Source organism: Endozoicomonas sp. ISHI1, assembly GCF_024606225.1.
Classification (GTDB): domain Bacteria; phylum Pseudomonadota; class Gammaproteobacteria; order Pseudomonadales; family Endozoicomonadaceae; genus Endozoicomonas_A.
The window spans coordinates 36,909-57,258 of record NZ_JAGRPU010000031.1 but is presented as its reverse complement, the minus strand read 5'-3'; the positions used below and the strand labels follow the sequence as shown (position 1 = coordinate 57,258).

The 20,350-nt window shown below is 48.2% G+C and carries 13 protein-coding genes; 4 read left to right on the top strand and 9 right to left on the bottom strand.

What is annotated here, in order from left to right; genetic code table 11:
- Nucleotides 1–30: 30 nt before the first annotated feature.
- The 9 genes from KBW69_RS17840 to KBW69_RS17800 form a co-directional block, all read right to left on the bottom strand.
- On the bottom strand, nucleotides 31–1,764 hold the full coding sequence (locus KBW69_RS17840; protein ID WP_257281729.1) for an F-box/WD repeat-containing protein: 1,734 nt from the start codon (nucleotides 1,762–1,764) through the stop codon (nucleotides 31–33).
- A 202-nt stretch (nucleotides 1,765–1,966) separates the two neighbouring features.
- Nucleotides 1,967–3,736, bottom strand: coding sequence for an F-box/WD repeat-containing protein (locus tag KBW69_RS17835; protein WP_257281728.1), 1,770 nt, complete (start codon nucleotides 3,734–3,736; stop codon nucleotides 1,967–1,969).
- Between the two features lie 202 nt (nucleotides 3,737–3,938).
- Nucleotides 3,939–5,702: a WD40 repeat domain-containing protein gene (locus KBW69_RS17830; protein ID WP_257281727.1), complete on the bottom strand. Its 1,764-nt coding sequence runs from the start codon at nucleotides 5,700–5,702 to the stop codon at nucleotides 3,939–3,941.
- A 131-nt stretch (nucleotides 5,703–5,833) separates the two neighbouring features.
- Nucleotides 5,834–7,624, bottom strand: coding sequence for a WD40 repeat domain-containing protein (locus KBW69_RS17825; RefSeq protein WP_257281726.1), 1,791 nt, complete (start codon nucleotides 7,622–7,624; stop codon nucleotides 5,834–5,836).
- Nucleotides 7,625–7,670: 46 nt separating this feature from the next.
- Entirely contained in the window at nucleotides 7,671–9,425 is a 1,755-nt protein-coding gene (locus KBW69_RS17820) for a WD40 repeat domain-containing protein (RefSeq protein WP_257281725.1), read from the bottom strand.
- Between the two features lie 202 nt (nucleotides 9,426–9,627).
- On the bottom strand, nucleotides 9,628–11,379 hold the full coding sequence (locus tag KBW69_RS17815; RefSeq protein ID WP_257281724.1) for a WD40 repeat domain-containing protein: 1,752 nt from the start codon (nucleotides 11,377–11,379) through the stop codon (nucleotides 9,628–9,630).
- 202 nt (nucleotides 11,380–11,581) lie between these two features.
- Nucleotides 11,582–13,333, bottom strand: a complete 1,752-nt coding sequence (locus KBW69_RS17810; protein WP_257281723.1) for a WD40 repeat domain-containing protein — start codon at nucleotides 13,331–13,333, stop codon at nucleotides 11,582–11,584.
- Between the two features lie 202 nt (nucleotides 13,334–13,535).
- Nucleotides 13,536–15,248 carry a WD40 repeat domain-containing protein gene (locus KBW69_RS17805; protein ID WP_257281722.1) on the bottom strand — a complete coding sequence of 571 codons (1,713 nt, stop codon included), beginning with the start codon at nucleotides 15,246–15,248 and terminating at the stop codon, nucleotides 13,536–13,538.
- A 251-nt stretch (nucleotides 15,249–15,499) separates the two neighbouring features.
- On the bottom strand, nucleotides 15,500–15,829 hold the full coding sequence (locus KBW69_RS17800) for a PBPRA1643 family SWIM/SEC-C metal-binding motif protein (protein WP_257254297.1): 330 nt from the start codon (nucleotides 15,827–15,829) through the stop codon (nucleotides 15,500–15,502).
- Nucleotides 15,830–16,168: 339 nt separating this feature from the next.
- On the opposite strand from KBW69_RS17800, the gene KBW69_RS17795 reads away from it, so the two are divergent.
- The 4 genes from KBW69_RS17795 to fkpA all read left to right on the top strand — a co-directional run bounded on the left by KBW69_RS17795 (nucleotide 16,169) and on the right by fkpA (nucleotide 20,253).
- On the top strand, nucleotides 16,169–17,170 hold the full coding sequence (locus KBW69_RS17795) for an ArsJ-associated glyceraldehyde-3-phosphate dehydrogenase (protein WP_257254298.1): 1,002 nt from the start codon (nucleotides 16,169–16,171) through the stop codon (nucleotides 17,168–17,170).
- Between the two features lie 4 nt (nucleotides 17,171–17,174).
- Nucleotides 17,175–17,978: a metalloregulator ArsR/SmtB family transcription factor gene (locus KBW69_RS17790; protein ID WP_257281721.1), complete on the top strand. Its 804-nt coding sequence runs from the start codon at nucleotides 17,175–17,177 to the stop codon at nucleotides 17,976–17,978.
- Nucleotides 17,975–19,204 (top strand): organoarsenical effux MFS transporter ArsJ, encoded by a 1,230-nt coding sequence (arsJ, locus tag KBW69_RS17785; RefSeq protein ID WP_257281720.1) that lies wholly within the window; start codon nucleotides 17,975–17,977, stop codon nucleotides 19,202–19,204. Before KBW69_RS17790 ends, arsJ begins: the two co-directional genes overlap by 4 nt.
- A gap of 254 nt (nucleotides 19,205–19,458) precedes the next feature.
- Entirely contained in the window at nucleotides 19,459–20,253 is a 795-nt protein-coding gene (fkpA, locus tag KBW69_RS17780; protein ID WP_257254301.1) for an FKBP-type peptidyl-prolyl cis-trans isomerase, read from the top strand.
- The last annotated feature ends 97 nt before the right edge of the window (nucleotides 20,254–20,350 follow it).

Here is a 20,350-nt window from a genome sequence, read left to right as displayed (position 1 = left end):
TTAAATAACCACAAGACTGATAACACAAAATCAATTATGTATGCTTATTTCAATGATTTTCGCCGTGTGATCCTCACTGGCGGTGACCACATAGCGACCATCGAAACTGAAGGCGGCAGAGTTAACTGCATCCTGATGCGAAATGGAAGCTTTCACTACCCATGATCCATCGATCTGCTGGCCGATGATTTTCGCTGTTTTATCTTTACAGGCGGTTACCACATGACGACCATCAATACTGAAAACAGCTGAATTGACCTCGCCATCATGAGCAATGGAGACTTTTTCTTTCCAGACTCCTTTGGCGTTCTGACCATAGATTTTCACCGTTTTATCGTGACTTGCAGTTACCACATGGCGGCCATCGGGGCTAAAAGTGGCTGATCTCACCGATTTCTGATGGCGAATGTTGGCTTTTCGTTCCCATGATCCATCTGCCTTCTTACTATAGATTTGCGCCGAACCATCATCGCTGGCAGTCACCACATGATTGCCGTCGGGGCTGAAGGTGGCTGAGCAAATCCGCTCATTATGGCGAATGTCAGCCTTTACTTCCCAGGATCCATCGTCCTTCTGGCCGTAGATTTTCACCGTGTCATCGCAGACAGAGGGGAAATGGTAAACTTCGCCGACCACAGTCATCTGGCCTACGGTCAGCACATGGGCACCATCGGGACTGAGGGAGGCTAATTCGACATGACAGTCATGGGGAAGGGCAATAGTGCTTTTCTCCAGCCATGATCCATCGTCCTCCAGACCATAGATTTTCGACTTATCATCATTACCCCTGGTTATCAAATAGCGCCCATTAGCGCTGAAGGAGGCTGAAAAGACCGAATCTTCATGGGAAATACTGGCTTTTGGTAGCCATAATCCATTGGCCTCCTGACCATAAATTCTCGCTGAGCTATCAGCACTGGCGGTCACCAAAAAAGTGCCATCGGGACTGAATTCGGCTGAATTGACCCTGGAACCATGAGTAATGGTCACTTTTACTTCCCACGTTCCATCAGCCTCATGAGCGTAGATTTTCGCCGTGCGATCATCACTGGCGGTGACCAGATGATGGCCATCGAGGCTGAAGGTGGCTGAGTTGATAACATCAGAGTGCAAAATGTTAGTTTTTACATCCCATGACCCACCGATGTCCTGACCAGAAATTTTCGCTGTATTACGACCCTCGGTAGCAGTCTTGGTCACCACATGACGGCCATCGACACTGAAGGAGGCTGATTTAATCCCGCTGCCATGAGAAATTTCGCCTTCTTCAACTAATTTAAATGCTTTACATTCAGACATCAGTTGACTGATGGTGAAAAAGAAAAAAGCAGGAAATCCATCACTCTCCCGGCGTCCTACTACTGACTTGATGAGTGCCTCGTCATTCGTAAACTGCCCTAACCAGTCGCTGAGTTGGTTGTTGTCTTTTGTACTGATGACTGCCTTTATTTGAGCCCGGTGTGCTGAAGAAAACCGGCCATACCATGCCTTCGCCAGAACATCACCTTCTTCAATAACATCGCACAACTCGGAGCATGTTCGCTTTAAAACGGCTACATTTGGAAGATCTAAATGGGCAATGACTTCATACTTCAATTCTTTGGGCAGTGTCTTCAATAATAACGATTCACACGGGTAAGATGCAGTGATCTCCCTACCCATATCGATAACGGTTGGCGGCTCTGATTGAGATCGCCCGGGTGATGTCGGGGCTGAATCGACAATATTGGAGTTGTCGTTTATTTGCTGAGTGCATGGTGTCATTTCTGTTTCCTGTAACGTGAGTATTTCTCCTCATTTTGAAACGACATTCAAAATGGATGTGCCGAGTTAGACCCGGTTTTGGAATAAAAGTTCATAACATGTTGCTAAGCGCAACGAACACTGTTTCTGCCTTTCGACTCACGCAGAATGGCGTCACTCAGCGGCGGCCCTCTGAGTACCCCGCATCAGGTTCCGGGCTTCGTCAATCACCACCAGACTGTGCCGGTTCAGGTGATACCAGAGAACCCCTTATTTCAGTAATTTTCGCCGTGCCATCCTCACTGGCGGTGACCACATGGCAACAATCGGCACTGAAGCTGGCTGAGTTGACTTCACCCTGATGTGAAATGGAAGCTTTCACTACCCATGATCCATCGATCTGCTGGCCAATGATTTTCGCTGTTTTATCTCTACTGGCAGTCACCACATGGCGACCATCAGCGCTGAAGAAGGCTGAATCGACCTCTGCGTCATGAGCAATGGTGACTTGTTCTTCCCAGTTTCCACCGGCCTTCAGACCATAGACCTTCACCGTCTTATCATGGCTGGCGGTCACCAGGTGGCAGCCATCGGCGCTGAAAGTGGCTGATGTCACCAAACCTTTATGGAAAAAAATGGCTTTTGGTTCCCATGATTCATCGGCCTTCTGACCACAGATTTTCACTGTACCACCTATACTGGCAGTCACAATATGGCTGCTATCGGGGCTGAAGGAGGCTGAAATGACCCAGCTAGAATGGCGAATATCAGCCTGTGCTTCCCACGACCCATCAGCCTTCTGGCCACAGATTTTCACCATGTAGGGGAAATCGAGGCTGGAAGGGGGGAACATCATCGGATCGTTCTCAGGCATTTTACCGATGGTCAACACATGAGCGCCGTCGTGACTGAAGGTGGCAAACGTGACATGACTAATATCTGGAATGGAGCCTGTCTCCAGCCATGATCCATCGTCCTCCTGACTATGGATTTTCGCACTGTCAGCACCACCGGCGGTGGTTATCAGATAGCGCCCGTCAGCGCTGAAGGTAGCTGAGAGGATCGAATCATCATGGGAAATTCCAGCTTTTGGTACCCACGATCCATTAGCTTCCAGACCATAGATTTTCGCCGTGTTATCATAACTGGCGGTCACCACAAGAGTGCCACCGGGACTGAAGATGGCTGAGCTGACCATAGAGTCATGTGTAATAGTCACTTTTGCTTTCCATGATCCATCAGCACTATGACCATAGATTTTCGCCGTGCCATCATCACTGGCGGTGACCAAATGATTGCAATCGGGGCTAAAGGTAGCTGAGTTGATAAGATCAGTATGAAAAAAGCTGGTTTTTACACCCCATGACCCACTGATGTCCCGACCAGAGATTTTCACTGTGTGATCGTCAACTTTAGTACTCATGGTCACCACATGGCGGCCATCGCCACTAAAGGTGGCTGATCTAATTTCGCTATCATGAGAAATCTCACCTTTTTCAACTAATTTAAATGCTTTGCATTCAGACATCAGTTCACTGATGGTGAAATAGAAAATAGCTGGAAATTCATCACTTTCCCGGCGTTCTACAAGTGACTTGATGAGCGCCTTATCATTCGTAAAACGCCCCAACCAGTCGCTGATTTGGTCCTTATCTTTTGTACTGATGACTGCCTTTAGTTGAGCCTGATGTGCTGAAGAAAACCAGCGATACCAAGCCTTCGCCATTACATCACCTTCTTCGATAACATCGTACAACCCGGAGCATGTGCGTTTTAAAAGGGCTACTGTTGGAAGATCCAGATAGTCAATAATTTTATACTTGATTTCTATGGGCAGTTTCTTCAAAAATAGAGATTCACACGGGTAAGATGCGTTGACCTCCCTACCCATACCGATAACGGTTGGCGGCTCTGATTGAGATCGCCCGGGTGATGTCGGGGGTGAATCGACAATCTTGGAGTTGTCGTTTATTTGCTTAATGCCTGGTGTCATTTCTGTTCACTCTAAAGTTGTTATTCGTCCTGATTTTGAAACGACATTCAAAATGGATGTGACGAGTTGGACCCGGTTTTGGAATAAAAGTTCATAAGATGTTGGTAAGCGCAACGAACACTGTTTCTGTCTTTCGGCACAAGCAGAGTGGCGTCACTCAGCGGCGGTCCTCTGCGTGACCCGCATCAGGTTCCGGGCTTCGTCAATCACCACCAGTCTGTGCCGATTCAGGTGAAGCCAGAGAACCCCTTACTTCAGTGATTTTCGCCGTGCCATCGTCACTGGCGGTGACCACATGGCAACAATCGGCACTGAAGCTGGCTGAGTTGACTTCACCCTGATGTGAAATGGAAGCTTTCACTACCCATGATCCATCGAGCTGCTGGCCAATGATTTTCGCTGTTTTATCTTTACTGGCGGTTACCACATGACGACTATCAGTGCTAAAGACGGCTGAATTGACCTCGCCGTCATGAGTAATGGAGGCCTTTTCATTCCAGACTCCGTCCTTAAGGCCGTAGATTTTCACCGTTTTATTTTGACTGGCGATCAGCAGATGGCGGCTATCAGCGCTGAAAGTAACTGATGGTACCGAACTGCCATGACGAATGGTGGTTTTTGATTCCCATGATCCATCGGCCTTCAGACCGTAGATTTTCGCCGTACCATCGACACTGGCAGTCACAATATGGCTGCCATCGGTGCTGAAGTCGGCTGAAGTGACCCAAGAAGAATGGCGAATGTCAGCCTTTAGTTCCCAGGATCCATCGGTCTTATGGCCATAAATTTTCACCATGTGGGTGCCATCGCGGTTGGAGGGGGTATCGTTGAACCTACCGTACTCAGGCATTACACCAACGGTCAGCACATGGGTGCCATCGTAGCTGAAGGTGGCTGAAGTAGCATGATTGTCATAGGGAACAGTAGCATTCTCCAGCCATGATCCATCTTCCTCCTGGCTAAGGATTTTCACCCCATTAGCGCTACCGGTGCAGGTTATCACATAGCACCCATCAACGCTGAAGGTGGCTGAGCAGACTGAACCTCGATGGGAAATGCTGGCTTTTGGTACCCAGGATCCATTGGCCTCCAAACCGTAGATTTTCGCCGTGCGACCATAACTGGCGGTCAGCAAAAGAGTGCTATCGGGACTGAACGTGGCTGAGCTGACCGGACGATCATAGGTAATGGTCTCCTTTTCTTGCCAGGATCCATCGGCCTCCAAACTGTAGATTCTCGCCGTGCAATCATAACTGGCAGTGACCAGATGATTGCCATCAGGGCTAAAGGTGGCTGAGTTGATAAGATCGGTATGAAAACAGCTGGTTTTTACATACCATGACCCATTGATGTCCTGACCAGAGATTTTCGCTGTATCTTCACCAAAAGCAGAACTCACGGTCACCACGTGGCGGCCATCGCCACTAAAGGTGGCTGATCTAATCTCGCCACCATGAGAAATCTCGCCTTTTCCAACCCATTCAAATGTTTCACATTTAGACATCAGTTCAGTGATGGTGAAATAGAAAATAGCGGGAAATTGATCACTCTTTCGGCGTTGTATAAGTGACTTTATTAGCACCTCATCATTCGTAAACTGCCCTAACCAGTCGCTGAGTTGGTTGTTATCTTTTGTACTGATGACTCTCTTGAGTTGAGCCTGGAGTGCTGAAGGAAACCGCTGATACCAAGCCTTCGCCAGAGCATCACCTTCTTTGATAGCATTGTAGAACTTAGAGCATGTCCGTTTTAAAAGGGCTACCGCTGGAAGATTCAGAGAGTCAATGACTTTATACTTTATCTCTAAGGGCAGTTGCTCCAATAAAGATTCACACTGGTAAGATGCAGTGATCTCCCTACCCATACCGATACCGGTTGGTGAATCTGATCGAGAACACATAGGCGACGCCGGGGGTGAATCAACAATCTCGAAATTGTCATTTATCTGCTTAATGCCTGGTGTCATTTCTGGTTCCTGTGACGTGAGTATTTCTCCTCATTTTGAAACGACGATCAAAATGGGTGCGCCAGGTTAGACAAGGCTTTGGAATAAAAGTTCATAACATGGGTAAGTACGACAAACACTGCTTTTGTCTTTCAGCAAGGCAGGATGTCGTCGTTTAGCGACCAACTCCCTACTAACGGCAGGTTCCTCCAGATTTCGTCAATCTCTGACAAACTGGATCGTTTCACATCCGTCCAAATCGCCCTGATTTCGTAGATTTTTGCCATACCATCCTCACCGGCGGTGACCACATGGCAACAATCGGCACTGAAGGTGGCTGAGTTGACTGCCCCCTCATGGGAAATAGAAGCTTTCACTACCCATGATCCATTGATCTTCTGCCCGATGATTTTCGCTGTTTTATCCTTACTGGCGGTTACCACATGACGACCATCAGCACTGAAAACAGCTGAATTGACCTCGCCGTCATGGGCAATGCGGGCCTTTTCTTTCCAGACTCCGCCCTTAAGACCATAGATTTTCACCGTTTTATCATGACTGGCGGTCACCAGATGGCGGCCATCGGCGCTGAAAGTGGCTGATCTCACAGAACCCCCATGGCGAATGATGGCTTTTGGTTCCCATGATCCACCGGCCTTCTGACCGTAAATTTTCACCGTATTATCGCCACTGGCAGTCACCACATGACTCCCATCGGGGCTGAAAGTGGCTGAAGAGATCCAATGAGAATGAGGAATGTTAGCCTCTGGCTCCCAGGATCCATCGGGTTTCTGGCCAAAGATTTCCACCTTGTAAGCGTCATTGGCGATCACCACATGGGTGCCATCGGAACTAAAGGTGGCTAATCTGACAATTCTATCATGGGGAATGGAGCCTTTCTCCAGCCATGATCCATCGTCCTCCTGAGCATGGATTCTCGCCTTGCCATCAGCACCGGCGGTTATCACATAGCGCCCATCAGCGCTGAAGGTGGCTGAGAAGCCCAAATTTGCATGGAAAATGCTGGCTTTTGGTACCCACGATCCATTTTTTTCCTGACCGTAAACTTTCGCCGTGTGATCAGAACTGGCGGTCACCACAAGAGTGCTATCGGGACTGAAGGTGGCTGAGTTGACCGCATAATCATGAGTAATAGTGACTTTTACTTCCCATGACCCATCGGCCCTGAGACCACAGATTTTCGCCGTGTGATCATCACTGGCGGTGACCAAATGATTGCTATCGGGGCTAAAGGTGGCTGAGTTGATAGAACCAGTGTGAACAATCTCAGCTTTTACATGCCATGATTGACTGATGTTATGACCAGAGATTTTCGCTGTATCTTTAAAGAGATCAGTAGCTTTAGCCCTGGTCACCACATGGCGACCATCGCCACTGAAGGTGGCTGCTCGAACCCTGATACGATGATGAGAAATTACGCCATCTTCAACTGGTCTAAATAATATGCATTCAGACATCAGTCTACTGATGGTGAAATAGAAAATAGCAGGAAATTCATGACTCTCCCGGCGTTCCACAAGTGATTTGATTAGCGCCTCATCACTCGTAAACCGCCCCAGCCAGTCACTGAGTTGGTCCTTGTCTTTTGTACTGATGAATGCCTTTAGTTGAGCCTGATGTGCTGAAGGAAACCGGCCATACCAGGCCTTCGCCATGACATCACCTTGTTCGATAACATCGTACAACTCTGTGCATGTCCGTTTTAAAAGAGCTACCGTTGGAAGATCCAAAGAATCAATGATTTTATACTTAATTTCTATGGGCAGTTTCCCCAATAATAGAGATTCACACTGGTAAGATGCAGTGATCTCCCTTCCCATACCGATACCGGTTGGCGACTCTGATTGGGATCGCCCGGATGATGTCGGGAGTGAGTCGACAATACGTGAGTTGCCGTTTATTTGCCCAATGCCTGGTGTCATTTCTGGTTCCTGTAAGAGTTGGTATTTGTCCTGGTTCCGGGCTTCGTCAATCACTACCAGCCTGCGCCGGTTCAGGTGACACCAAAGCCCCCCTGATTTCGGTGATTTTCGCGACACCATCCTGACTGGCGGTGACCACATGGCAACAATCGGCACTGAATGTGGCTGAGTTGACTTCATCCTGATGTGAAATGGAAGCTTTCACTACCCATGATCCATCAATCTGCTGGCCAATGATTTTCGCTGTTTTATCAACACTGGCAGTCACCACATGACGGCCATCAGCACTGAAGACGGCTGAATTGACCTCGCCGTCATGAGCAATGGTGGCCTTTTCTTTCCAGACTCCGTCCTTAAGACCATAGATTTTAACCGTTTTATCAAAGCTGGCGGTCACCAGGTGGCGGCCACTGGCGCTGAACGTGGCTGATGTCACCAAATCTTCATGGCAAATGATGGCTTTTGGTTCCCATGACCCATCGCCCTTCTGACTAAAGACTTTCACTGTATCACGTATAGTGGCAGTCACAATATGGCTGCTATCGGGGCTGAAGGAGGCTGAAATGACCGAGCTAAAATGGCGAATATCAGCCTCTGGTTCCCAGAATCCATCAGCCTTCTGGCCGTAGATTTTCACCGTGTAGGGGGGGTCGAGGCTGGGAGGGGGAAACATCAACGGATCGTTCTCAGGCATTTTACCGATGATCAACACATGGGCGCCGTCGGGACTTAAGGCGGCAAATGTGACACGACTATCATTTGGAATGGAGCCTGTCTCCAGCCATGATCCGTCGTCCTGCTGACCATGGATTTTCACCCTGTCAGATCTACCGGGGGTGGTTATCACATAGCGCCCGTCAGCGCTGAAGGTAGCTGAGAGTATCCAAATTTCATGGGAAATTCTAGCTTTTGGTACCCACGATCCATTAGCCTCCAGACCATAGATTTTCGCCGTGTGGTCATAACTGGCGGTCACCACAAGAGTGCCATCGGGACTAAAGGCGGCTGAACTGACCACATGGTCATGAGTAATAGTCACTTTTTCTTTCCATGATCCGTCGGCACTGTGACCATAGATTTTCGCCTTGTGATCATCACTGGCGGTGACCAAATGATTGCAATCGGGGCTAAAGGTAGCTGAGTTGATAAGACCAGTGTGAACAATGTTAGCTTTTACATCCCATGATCCACTGATGTCCTGACCAGAGATTTTCGCTATATCATGACCGATAGCATTAGTCTTGGTCACCACATGGCGACCATCGCCACTGAAGGTGGCTGATTCGATTCCGATACCACCATGAGAAATTTCGCTTTCTTCAACTAATTCAAATGCTTTGCATTCAGACATCAGTCTAGTGATGGTGAAATAGAAAATAGCAGGAAATTCATCACTTTCCCGGCGTTCTACCAGTGACTTGATTAGCGCCTTATCATTCGTAAACCGCCCCAACCAGTCGCTGAGTTGGTTGTTGTCTTTTTTACTGATGACTGTCTTTAGTTGAGCCTGGTGTACTGAAGGAAACCGGTGATACCAAGCCTTCGCCAGAACATCACCTTCTTCGATAACATCGGACAACTCAGAGCATGTCCGTTTTAAAAGGGTCACAGTTGGAAGATCCAAATAGTCAATGACTTTATACTTCACTTCTTTGGGCAGTTCCTTCAATAATGATTCGCACTGGTAAGATGCAGTGATCTCCCTACCCATACCGGTAGCGGTTGTCTGCTCTGATTGAGGTTGCCCGGGCGAATCGACAATATTGGAGTTGTCGTTTATTTGCTTAATGCCTGGTGTCATTTCTGTTCACTCTAAAGTTGTTATTCGTCCTGATTTTGAAACGACATTCAAAATGGATGTGGCAAGTTGGACTCTGTTTTAGAGTAAAAGTTCATAATAGGTTGGTCAGTGCAACCGGCAATGTTTCTGTCTTTCAGCACACGCAGAATGGGGTTGCTTAACGGCAGCTCCCTGCTCACCCCGCAACAGGTTCCGGGCTTCGTCAATCACTACCAGCCTGCGCCGGTTCAGGTGACACCAAAGCCCCCCTGATTTCAGTGATTTTCGCCGTGCCATCCTCACTGGCGGTGAGCACATGGCAACAATCGGCACTAAAGGTGGCTGAGCTGACTTCATCCTGATGTGAAAAGGATGCTTTCACTACCCATGATCCATCGATCTGCTGGCCGATGATTTTCGCTGTTTTATCAACACTGGCAGTCATCACATGACGACCATCAGCACTGAAGACGGCTGAATTGACCTCGCCGTCATGAGCAATGGAGGCCTTTTCTTTCCAGACTCCGTCCTTAAGACCATAGATTTTCACCGTTTTATCAAAGCTGGCGGTCACCAGGTGGCGGCCACTGGCGCTGAACGTGGCTGATGTCACCAAACCTTCATGGCAAATGATGGCTTTTGGTTCCCATGACCCATCGCCCTTCTGACCAAAGATTTTCACTGTATAACGTATAGTGGCAGTCAAAATATGGCTGCTATCGGGGCTGAAGGAGGCAGAAATGACCTCGCTAAAATGGTGAATACCAAGCTTTGGTTCCCAGAATCCATCAGCCTTCTGGCCGTAGATTTTCACCGTGTAGGGGGGATCGAGGCTGGGAGGGGGAAACATCAACGGATCGTTCTCAGGCATTTTACCGATGGTCAACACATGGGCGCCGTCGGGGCTGAAGGCGGCAAATGTGACATGACTATCATTTGGAATGGAGCCTGTCTCCAGCCATGATCCATCGTCCTCCTGACCATGGATTTTCAACTTGTCAGCTCTACCTCTGGTTATCAAATAGCGCCCGTCAGCGCTGAAGGTAGCTGAGAGAATCGAACCTTCATGGAAAATTCTAGATTTTGGTACCCACGATCCATTCGCCTCCAGACCATAGATTTTCGCCGTGCGATCATAACTGGCGGTCACCACAAGCGTGCTATCGGGACTAAAGGTGGCTGAGCTGACCATATGGTCATGAGTAATAGTCACTTTTTCTTTCCATGATCCGTCGGCACTGTAACCATAGATTCTCGCCGTGTGATCATCACTGGCTGTGACCAGATGATTGCAATCGGGGCTAAAGGTGGCTGAGTTGATAAGACCAGTGTGAACAATGTTAGCTTTTACATCCCATGATCCACTGATGTCCTGACCAGAGATTTTCGCTATATTATGACCGACAGTAATAGTCTTGGTCACCACATGGCGACCATCGGCACTGAAGGTGGCTGATTCAATTCCGATGCCACCATGAGAAATCTCGCCTTGTTCAACTAATTCAAATGCTTTGCATTCAGACATCAGTCTACTGATGGTGAAATAGAAAATAGCTGGAAATTGATCACTCTCCCGGCGTTCTAACAGTGATTTGATTAGCGCCTTATCATTCGTAAACCGCCCCATCCACTCCCTCAGTTGGTTCTTGTCTTTTGTACTGATGACTGCCTCTAGTTGAGCCTGGTGTGCCGAAGAAAACCGTTTATACCAAGCCTTCGCCAGAACATCACCTTCTTCGATAACATCACACAACTCAGAGCATGTCCGTTTTAAAAGGGTCACAGTTGGAAGATCCAAATAGTCAATGACTTTATACTTCACTTCTTTGGGCAGTTCCTTCAATAATGATTCGCACTGGTAAGATGCAGTGATCTCCCTACCCATACTGGTACCGGTTATCAGCTCTGATTGAGGTTGCCCGGGCAAATCGACAATATTGGAGTTGTCGTTTATTTGCTTAATGCCTGGTGTCATTTCTGTTTACTCTAAAGTTGCTATTCGTCCTGATTTTGAAACGACATTCAAAATGGATGTGGCAAGTTGGACTCTGTTTTAGAGTAAAAGTTCATAATAGGTTGGTCAGTGCAACCGGCAATGTTTCTGTTTTTCAGCACACGCTGAATGGGGTTGCTTAACGGCAGCTCCCTGCTCACCCCGCAACAGGTTCCGGGCTTCGTCAATCACTACCAGCCTGCGCCGGTTCAGGTGACACCAAAGACCCCCTTATTTCAATGATTTTCGCCGTGCCATCCTCACTGGCGGTGAGCACATGGCAACAATCGGCACTAAAGGTGGCTGAGTTGACTTCATCCTGATGTGAAATGGAAGCTTTCACTACCCATGACCCATCGATCTGCTGACCAATGATTTTCGCTGTTTTATCTTTACTGGCGGTTACCACATGACGACCATCAGCACTGAAGACAGCTGAATTGACCTCTCCGTCATGAGCAATGGAGGCTTCTTCTATCCAGATTCCACCGGCCTTGAGACCATAGATTTTCACCGTTTTATCTTGACTGGCGGTCACCAGATAACGGCCATCGGCGCTGAAAGTGGCTGATGTCAGCAAACCCTTATGGCGAATGATGGCTTTTAGTTCCCATGAACCATCGGCCTTCTGACCACAGATTTTCACTGTACCACCTATACTGGCAGTCACAGTATGGCTGCTATCGGGGCTTAAGGAGGCTGAAATGACCCAGCTAAAATGGTGAATACCAAGCTTTGGTTCCCAGGATCCATCAGCCTTCTGGTTGTAGATTTTCACCGTACAGTCGAAATCGAGGCTGGAAAAGGGAAGCATCAACGGATCGTTATCAAGCATTTTACCGATGGTCAAAACATGTGTGCCGTCGATGCTGAAGGCGGCAAATGTGACATGACTATCATTTGGAATGGAGCCTGTCTCCAGCCATGATCCATCGTCCTCTTGACCATGGATTTTCACCTTGTCAGCGCTACCGGTTATCACATAGCGTCCGTCAGCGCTGAAGGTAGCTGAGAGGATAGAACCTTCATGGGAAATTCTAGCTTTTGGTACCCAAGATCCATTAGCCTCCAGACCATAGATTTTCGCCGTGCGATCATAACTGGCGGTCACCACAAGCGTGCTATCGGGACTAAAGGTGGCTGAGCTGACCATATGGTCATGAGTAATAGTCACTTTTTCTTTCCATGATCCGTCGGCACTGTAACCATAGATTCTCGCCGTGTGATCATCACTGGCTGTGACCAGATGATTGCAATCGGGGCTAAAGGTGGCTGAGTTGATAAGACCAGTGTGAACAATGTTAGCTTTTACATCCCATGATCCACTGATGTCCTGACCAGAGATTTTCGCTATATTATGACCGACAGTAATAGTCTTGGTCACCACATGGCGACCATCGGCACTGAAGGTGGCTGATTCAATTCCGATACCACCATGAGAAATCTCGCCTTGTTCAACTAATTCAAATGCTTTGCATTCAGACATCAGTCTACTGATGGTGAAATAGAAAATAGCTGGAAATTGATCACTCTCCCGGCGTTCTAACAGTGATTTGATTAGCGCCTTATCATTCGTAAACCGCCCCATCCACTCCCTCAGTTGGTTCTTGTCTTTTGTACTGATGACTGCCTCTAGTTGAGCCTGGTGTGCCGAAGAAAACCGTTTATACCAAGCCTTCGCCAGAACATCACCTTCTTCGATAACATCACACAACTCAGAGCATGTCCGTTTTAAAAGGGTCACAGTTGGAAGATCCAAATAGTCAATGACTTTATACTTCACTTCTTTGGGCAGTTCCTTCAATAATGATTCGCACTGGTAAGATGCAGTGATTTCCCTACCCATACCGGTAGCGGTTGTCTGCTCTGATTGAGGTTGCCCGGGCGAATCGACAATATTGGAGTTGTCGTTTATTTGCTTAATGCCTGGTGTCATTTCTGTTTACTCTAAAGTTGCTATTCGTCCTGATTTTGAAACGACATTCAAAATGGATGTGGCAAGTTGGACTCTGTTTTAGAGTAAAAGTTCATAATAGGTTGGTCAGTGCAACCGGCAATGTTTCTGTCTTTCAGCACACGCTGAATGGGGTTGCTTAACGGCAGCTCCCTGCTCACCCCGCAACAGGTTCCGGGCTTCGTCAATCACTACCAGCCTGCGCCGGTTCAGGTGACACCAAAGACCCCCTTATTTCAATGATTTTCGCCGTGCCATCCTCACTGGCGGTGAGCACATGGCAACAATCGGCACTAAAGGTGGCTGAGTTGACTTCATCCTGATGTGAAATGGAAGCTTTCACTACCCATGACCCATCGATCTGCTGACCAATGATTTTCGCTGTTTTATCTTTACTGGCGGTTACCACATGACGACCATCAGCACTGAAGACAGCTGAATTGACCCAGCCGTCATGAGCAATGGAGGCCTTTTCTATCCAGACTCCGTCCTTGAGACCATAGATTTTCACCGTTTTATCTTGACTGGCGGTCACCACATGGCGGCCATCGGCGCTGAAATTGGCTGATCTCACACAACACTCATGACAAATGATGGCTTCTGGTTCCCATGATCCACCGGCCTTATGACCATAAATTTTCACCGTACTATCGTCACTGGCAGTCATCACACGGCTGCCATCGGGACTGAAGGTGGCTGAGGAGACCCAGGCAGAATGAGGAATGACAGCCTTTGCTTCCCACGATCCATCGGCCTTCTGAACATAGATTTTCATCTTGGAGTCGTCACTGGCGGTCAGCACATGGGTGCTATCGGGACTAAAGGTGGCTAATCTGACAAAACTGTCATGGGGAATGGAGCCTTTCTCCAGCCATGATCCATCGTCCTCCTGACGATGGATTATCGCCTTGTCATCAGCACCGGCGCTTATCACATAGCGGCGATCAGCGCTGAAGCTGGCTGACATGACCGCAGCTTCATGGAAAATGGTGGCTTTTGGTGCCCAGGATCCATTGGCTGCCTGACCATAGATTCTCGCCGAGTGATCATCACTGGAGGTCACCACAAGAGCGCCACCGGGACTGAAGGTGGCTGAGTTGACCTTTTCACCATGAGTAATAGTCAATTTTGCTTCCCATGATCCATCGGCCCTGAGACCATAGATTCTCGCCCTGCCATCATCACTGGCGGTGACCAGATGACTGCCATCGGGACTGAAGGTGGCTGAGTTGATAAAGTCAGTGTGAACAATGTTAGTTTTTACCTCCCATGATCCACTGATGCCCTGACCAGAGATTTTCGCTATGTTATGACCGAAAACCGCAGTGTTGGTCACCACATGCCGACCATCGCCGCTGAATGAGGCTGATACAATCTGGCTACCATGAGAAATCTCGCCTTTTTCAACTAATTTAAATGTTTTACATTTAGACATCAGTTCACTCATGGTGAAACAGAAAATAGCTGGAAATGCATCACTCTCCCGGCGACCTGCAATTGACTCGATTAGCGTCTCATCATTCGTAAACTGCCCCAACCAGCCGCTGAGTTGGTTGTTGTCTTTGGTACTGATGACTGTCTTTAGTTGAGCCTGATGTGCTGAAGGAAACCGGTGATACCAAGCCTTCGCCAGAGCATCACCTTCTTGAATAGCATTGTAGAACTTGAAGCATGTCCGTTTTAAAAGGGCCACAGTTGGAAGATTCAAAGAGTCAATGACTTTATATTTGATTTCTAAGGGCAGTTCCTCCAGTAAAGATTCACACTGGTGAGATTCACTGATCTCCCTACCCATACCGATACCGGTTGGTGAATCTGATCGGGAAGACTTAGGTAACGTCGGGGGTGAATCAACACTCTTGGAGTTGTCGTTTATTTGCTTAATATCCGGTGTCATTTCTGTTTACTCCAAAGCGGGTATTTGTCCTGATTTTGAAATGCGATTCAAAAGATGAGGCAAATTGGACTCGGTTTTAGAGTAAAAGTTCATAACATGTCGAACAGTGGTTCAGACCATTTCAGCCATATTGTGAAACGGTCCTTAATCCGGGAGCTGAACAATGGCCGGTAGTATATGAAACACCACCAGGGAACCACAACAAAGCCTTTTGAAGTAGAAGCTGCCTGAAAGTCGGGCAGGTGCTAATATCAGCCGCAGCACTTCTTGTATTTTTTGCCACTGCCACAAACACAGGGATCATTACGGCCCGGTGTTTTTTCTACCACCTTGGTGGTGGGCAGGTTCTTCAGCAGTTCCAGGTCGGAGACATCTTCCTGCTTCTCTTCATCGACCTCAATGATGTAAAACCAGCCATTCTCTTCAAAGATGGCCGATAACTCCTGCTCACGCTCTTCATTCTGAACAACCACACTGGCAGGGTTTTTCTCAGTACCCAGTCTGGCTGTTTTCTTGCGCTCAAAACCCCGGTTGTGTTTATCCGCAAGGTTCATCAGACGGTTGCCTTCGGCATAAAGCATAGGTAGCCCACCATTCTTGATCGTAAATTCTGTATCCGCACCCGATAACCTCCAAGCACGAACAGCCAGTAAAACCGGCGTAATCTAATGGATTTGAGAGGATTTAGCCAGAAGTCTGATGATTTTTTAGTCAAATAACTCATTATCCGGCTTCCAGATTCCCGGGACTCACACCAGCGAGTCCTGATCGCTGACTCAAGAATGCTAAGGGCTAAGTAGAATTACTGAAATCAACTTTGAATACTTGACGCCCTCTTCTTTATATTTGATTATCCGCATATACAAATATTCAAACTTTTTCTTCAAATCATCAGCCAACCTTGTTGTTGTGAGGTCACCATGGCGGTAAAAGTAGGTATTAATGGTTTTGGTCGAATCGGTCGCCTGGTGTTGCGTGCTGCTTTTGACTGGCCAGAACTGGAGTTTGTCAGAATCAATGACGTAGCAGGCAGTGCCCCAACCCTGGCGCACCTTCTGGAGTTTGATTCTGTTCAGGGTCGCTGGTCGCGCACTGTCTCAGCCACTGACAACAGCATTACCGTTGATGGCAAGACGATCATCTGCAGTCAGATAAAAGAGATAGACGACCTGGACTGGTCCGATTGCGATGTGGTTATTGACGGCACCGGCGTACACAAGAAAACACCAATCCTGCAAAAATACCTCAACCAGGGCGTCAAACGGGTAGTTGTCACTGCTCCTGTAAAAGAAGAAGGTGTTCTTAATGCCGTTATAGGTGTCAACGACCACCTGTTCGATCCGGAAACACACCGGATTGTAACGGCTGCATCCTGTACCACCAACTGCCTGGCACCTGTCGTAAAGGTCATTCACGAAAATCTGGGTATTGTCCGTGGCAGCATGACGACGATTCACGACATCACCAACACCCAGACGATTCTGGATGCACCACACAAGGATCTTCGTCGTGCCAGAGCCTGCGGAATGTCCCTGATCCCAACCACTACCGGTTCCGCAACAGCCATTACTCATATTTTCCCGGAATTGAAGGGCAAGCTGAATGGCCATGCAGTTCGGGTGCCACTGGCCAACGCATCTCTGACCGATGTGGTGTTTGAAGTGGAAAGAGACACCAGCATTGAAGAAGTGAACCAGCTGCTGAAGTCCGCTGCAGAAAATGAGCTCGAAGGCATTCTCGGTTATGAGAACAAACCTCTGGTTTCCATCGATTATCTGGGCGATACCCGCTCCAGCATTGTGGATGCGCTCTCAACCATGGTGGTCAATAATCGAATGGTGAAGATCTATGCCTGGTATGACAATGAGATGGGTTATTCAGTAAGAACGGCTGAACTGGCCAGAAAAGTCGGGTTAGCCTGATTTGATGATGACACCACTGCTTTCTATCCTGTTTCTCTGCACGGGAAACTCGGCCCGTTCCCAGCTGGCAGAAGCCATCTTTCGCAATATGGCCGGTAATGACTTCAGAGTGTTCAGTGCTGGTACTCAGCCCCAGGGCATTGATGACAGGGTCTTTCAGACACTGAAAAAGCGGGGCATTGCTACTGATGGCCTGAAAAGCGAGAGTCTGGAGGATCTTGATGAACAGCAATTTGATTACGTCATCACCCTGTGTGATAACGCCAAGAATGAATGTGCTCACTATCCTCAATCAGATGCCCTGTTACACTGGGACCTGGCAGACCCCAGACAACAGGATGGGCTGACCCCGTTTGACAACACTGCTGACATTCTGGAGGGACAAATCAAACTGTTTCTACAGTTGAATACTCCCGGTGTTATCAAAAGCGACTCCAACCCGGATGAGTTTTTCAAGCTGCTTTCAGACAATACACGATTGCGTATTCTCATGCTGATTGAAGATGAGCATGAACTCTGCGTCAATGATCTGGTGGTCGCCCTTCAGGAAAGTCAGTCCAAGATTTCCCGCCATCTGGCACAGATGCGAACGTTAAAGATATTGAGCTCCCATCGTCGTGCCCAGAACATTTTCTATCGCCTCAATCCGGAGCTTCCGCCCTGGATGGAGCTGGTTCTGGCGGTAACAAGAACCGGCCAGCCGGACTTCATTAATCAGGAAAAGATCCGCCTGAAAGCACATGCTTCAAACAACAGTCTAAACAACATTTCAAACAACACTGCATCAGCAAATGCCGGGAAAATATGATACTGAAGAACCTGTCGTATGACCTCAGACAATATTTGCTGGTCACGTTCAATTACTGGAATTTTACCCTGACCGATGGCGCCCTCCGGATGCTGGTCGTACTGCATTTTTACAGTCTCGGCTATGAGTCTCTGGAAATTGCCATGCTGTTTCTGTTCTATGAGTTCTTTGGTGTCGTCACCAATCTGGTCGGTGGCTGGCTGGCTTCCAGACTGGGATTGAACCGAACCATGAACTTCGGTCTTGGCCTGCAGATTATTGCCTTATTGTTACTTACGGTACCTACCCAATGGCTGACCGTGCCACTGGTTATGTTTGCCCAGGCCCTGTCAGGTATTGCTAAAGACCTGAATAAAATGAGCGCCAAAACATCGATCAAAAAACTGGTCAGCAATGAACACCAGGGCAGGCTTTATCAGTGGATTGCCATCCTGACAGGATCAAAAAATGCTCTCAAAGGGGCTGGTTTCTTTTTAGGTGGTACGCTTTTGTCAATGATCGGCTTCAAAAATACGCTGTTTGCCATGGCGGCCGTTCTGGCCCTGGTTCTGATTATGAGTCTGATCTGGCTGAACCGGGATATGGGCAAGTCCAAAGCCAAAGCGAAATTTAGCCATATATTTTCTGACAACCGCGCCATTAATATCCTTTCAGCAGCCAGAATGTTTCTGTTTGGCTCCCGGGATGTCTGGTTTGTTATTGCCCTGCCCGTCTACCTATCCAGTGTCTTCGGATGGAGTCACTCTGAAACCGGTGGTTTTATGGCCCTCTGGGTGATGGGGTATGGTTTCGTGCAAGGGCTGGCACCACGGATTACCGGTCATGAAAGCGATTCCCCCCCCGGACGTACATCTGCCACTGTCTGGGCAGCAACACTGTTATTATCTGCACTGGCTGTTGCCTTTGGCATCCAATTGGAATGGTATCCTGAGCTGACCATTATCGCCGGACTGCTGGTGTTCGGAGCCATCTTTGCCATCAACTCCTCACTGCATTCTTACCTCATTGTCAGCTACGCCCGTGAGGATGGTGCGTCCATGGATGTGGGATTCTATTATATGGCCAATGCCATGGGTCGACTCATGGGTACCCTGTTATCAGGCTGGCTGTTTCAGGTGGGTGGACTGGCTGTCTGTCTTTGGGTATCTTGCCTGTTCATTGCCCTGACAACACTAATATCCCGGGGCCTGCCGAGGCTCCATCCCCACGCAACTTCCTCCCGATAACAATCATTAAGACACAGACTTAATCCATAAAAAAAGGTACAAATGTACCAATAAAAACCGCTGTTTTCGTCAGCATCCAGTTTGAAAAGGTCAAGAAAGTGTCAGAACCCATAAAAAAGGCTATTAAAAGTTCAATTACCACAATCCCTGTGCCATTATTTATTGTTTAATCATCATGACAGGGACTCTCCCCGTCTTTTCCGGGTCTAAGCCCTTTACTGGCAGGACTTTGACCAACCCATTGGAGAAAAATAGTGAAAAAAGTTCTCAAAGTGACCGCGTTGGCCGCTGTAGTTGCTCTTGCCGCAGGTTGTAAAGATGACACCCAACCCATTACCGAAGAAGTCAAGCTGGAATCCCCTGAACAGAAAGCCGCCTACGCTATGGGGGCTTCCCTGGGCAATTACGCTGATCAAACCCTCAAGCAGCAGGAAGAAATGGGTATCACCATTGACCGTGATCTGCTCAAAAAAGGATTCATGGAAGCCTTGAATGGCGAGAGCAAGCTGAACGATGACGAGATTCGCTCCGCCCTGCAGGGTCACGAAGAGCGTATCCGCCCGATCATCGAGAAGAAGGTTCAGGAACGCCTGGACGAAGACCGCAAGAAGGGTGAAGACTTCCTGAAAGAAAACGCTAAAAAAGAAGGTGTGAAAACCACTGATTCAGGCCTGCAGTACGAGGTGATTGAAGCCGGTGAAGAAGGCGCTGCAAAACCGGGCCTTGAAGACCAGGTCACTGTTCACTACACGGGTACCCTGATTGATGGCACCGTTTTCGACAGCAGTGTTGAGCGCGGGCAGCCAGCCACCTTCCCTCTGAACGGTGTGATCAAAGGCTGGCAGGAAGGTCTGCAACTGATGCCAGTTGGCTCCAAGTACAAACTGTATGTCCCTGCTGAACTGGGTTACGGTGATCAGGCTGCCGGGTCTATCCCACCCGCTTCTACCCTTATCTTCGAAGTTGAACTGCTGGATATCGCTGACGATGACGACAAAAACAGCAAGGGCAAAAACAGCAGCGATAAAAACAACAGTGACAAGAAATAAGTTCTGATTATTGTTTTCAGTGAGTCAAAAAGGCCGGAAATCTTCCGGCCTTTTTTTATGGTCGACCCACGGCCCTTCGACATCTTCAGTTCATGCA

Coding starts and splice junctions, on each gene's coding strand:
- KBW69_RS17840 (WP_257281729.1), bottom strand. CDS start 1,764: ATGACACCATGCACTCAGCAAATAAACGACAACTCCAATATTGTCGAT.
- arsJ (WP_257281720.1), top strand. CDS start 17,975: ATGATACTGAAGAACCTGTCGTATGACCTCAGACAATATTTGCTGGTC.
- KBW69_RS17830 (WP_257281727.1), bottom strand. CDS start 5,702: ATGACACCAGGCATTAAGCAGATAAATGACAATTTCGAGATTGTTGAT.
- KBW69_RS17835 (WP_257281728.1), bottom strand. CDS start 3,736: ATGACACCAGGCATTAAGCAAATAAACGACAACTCCAAGATTGTCGAT.
- KBW69_RS17825 (WP_257281726.1), bottom strand. CDS start 7,624: ATGACACCAGGCATTGGGCAAATAAACGGCAACTCACGTATTGTCGAC.
- KBW69_RS17795 (WP_257254298.1), top strand. CDS start 16,169: ATGGCGGTAAAAGTAGGTATTAATGGTTTTGGTCGAATCGGTCGCCTG.
- KBW69_RS17790 (WP_257281721.1), top strand. CDS start 17,175: ATGATGACACCACTGCTTTCTATCCTGTTTCTCTGCACGGGAAACTCG.
- KBW69_RS17815 (WP_257281724.1), bottom strand. CDS start 11,379: ATGACACCAGGCATTAAGCAAATAAACGACAACTCCAATATTGTCGAT.
- KBW69_RS17820 (WP_257281725.1), bottom strand. CDS start 9,425: ATGACACCAGGCATTAAGCAAATAAACGACAACTCCAATATTGTCGAT.
- KBW69_RS17800 (WP_257254297.1), bottom strand. CDS start 15,829: ATGCTTTATGCCGAAGGCAACCGTCTGATGAACCTTGCGGATAAACAC.
- KBW69_RS17805 (WP_257281722.1), bottom strand. CDS start 15,248: ATGACACCGGATATTAAGCAAATAAACGACAACTCCAAGAGTGTTGAT.
- KBW69_RS17810 (WP_257281723.1), bottom strand. CDS start 13,333: ATGACACCAGGCATTAAGCAAATAAACGACAACTCCAATATTGTCGAT.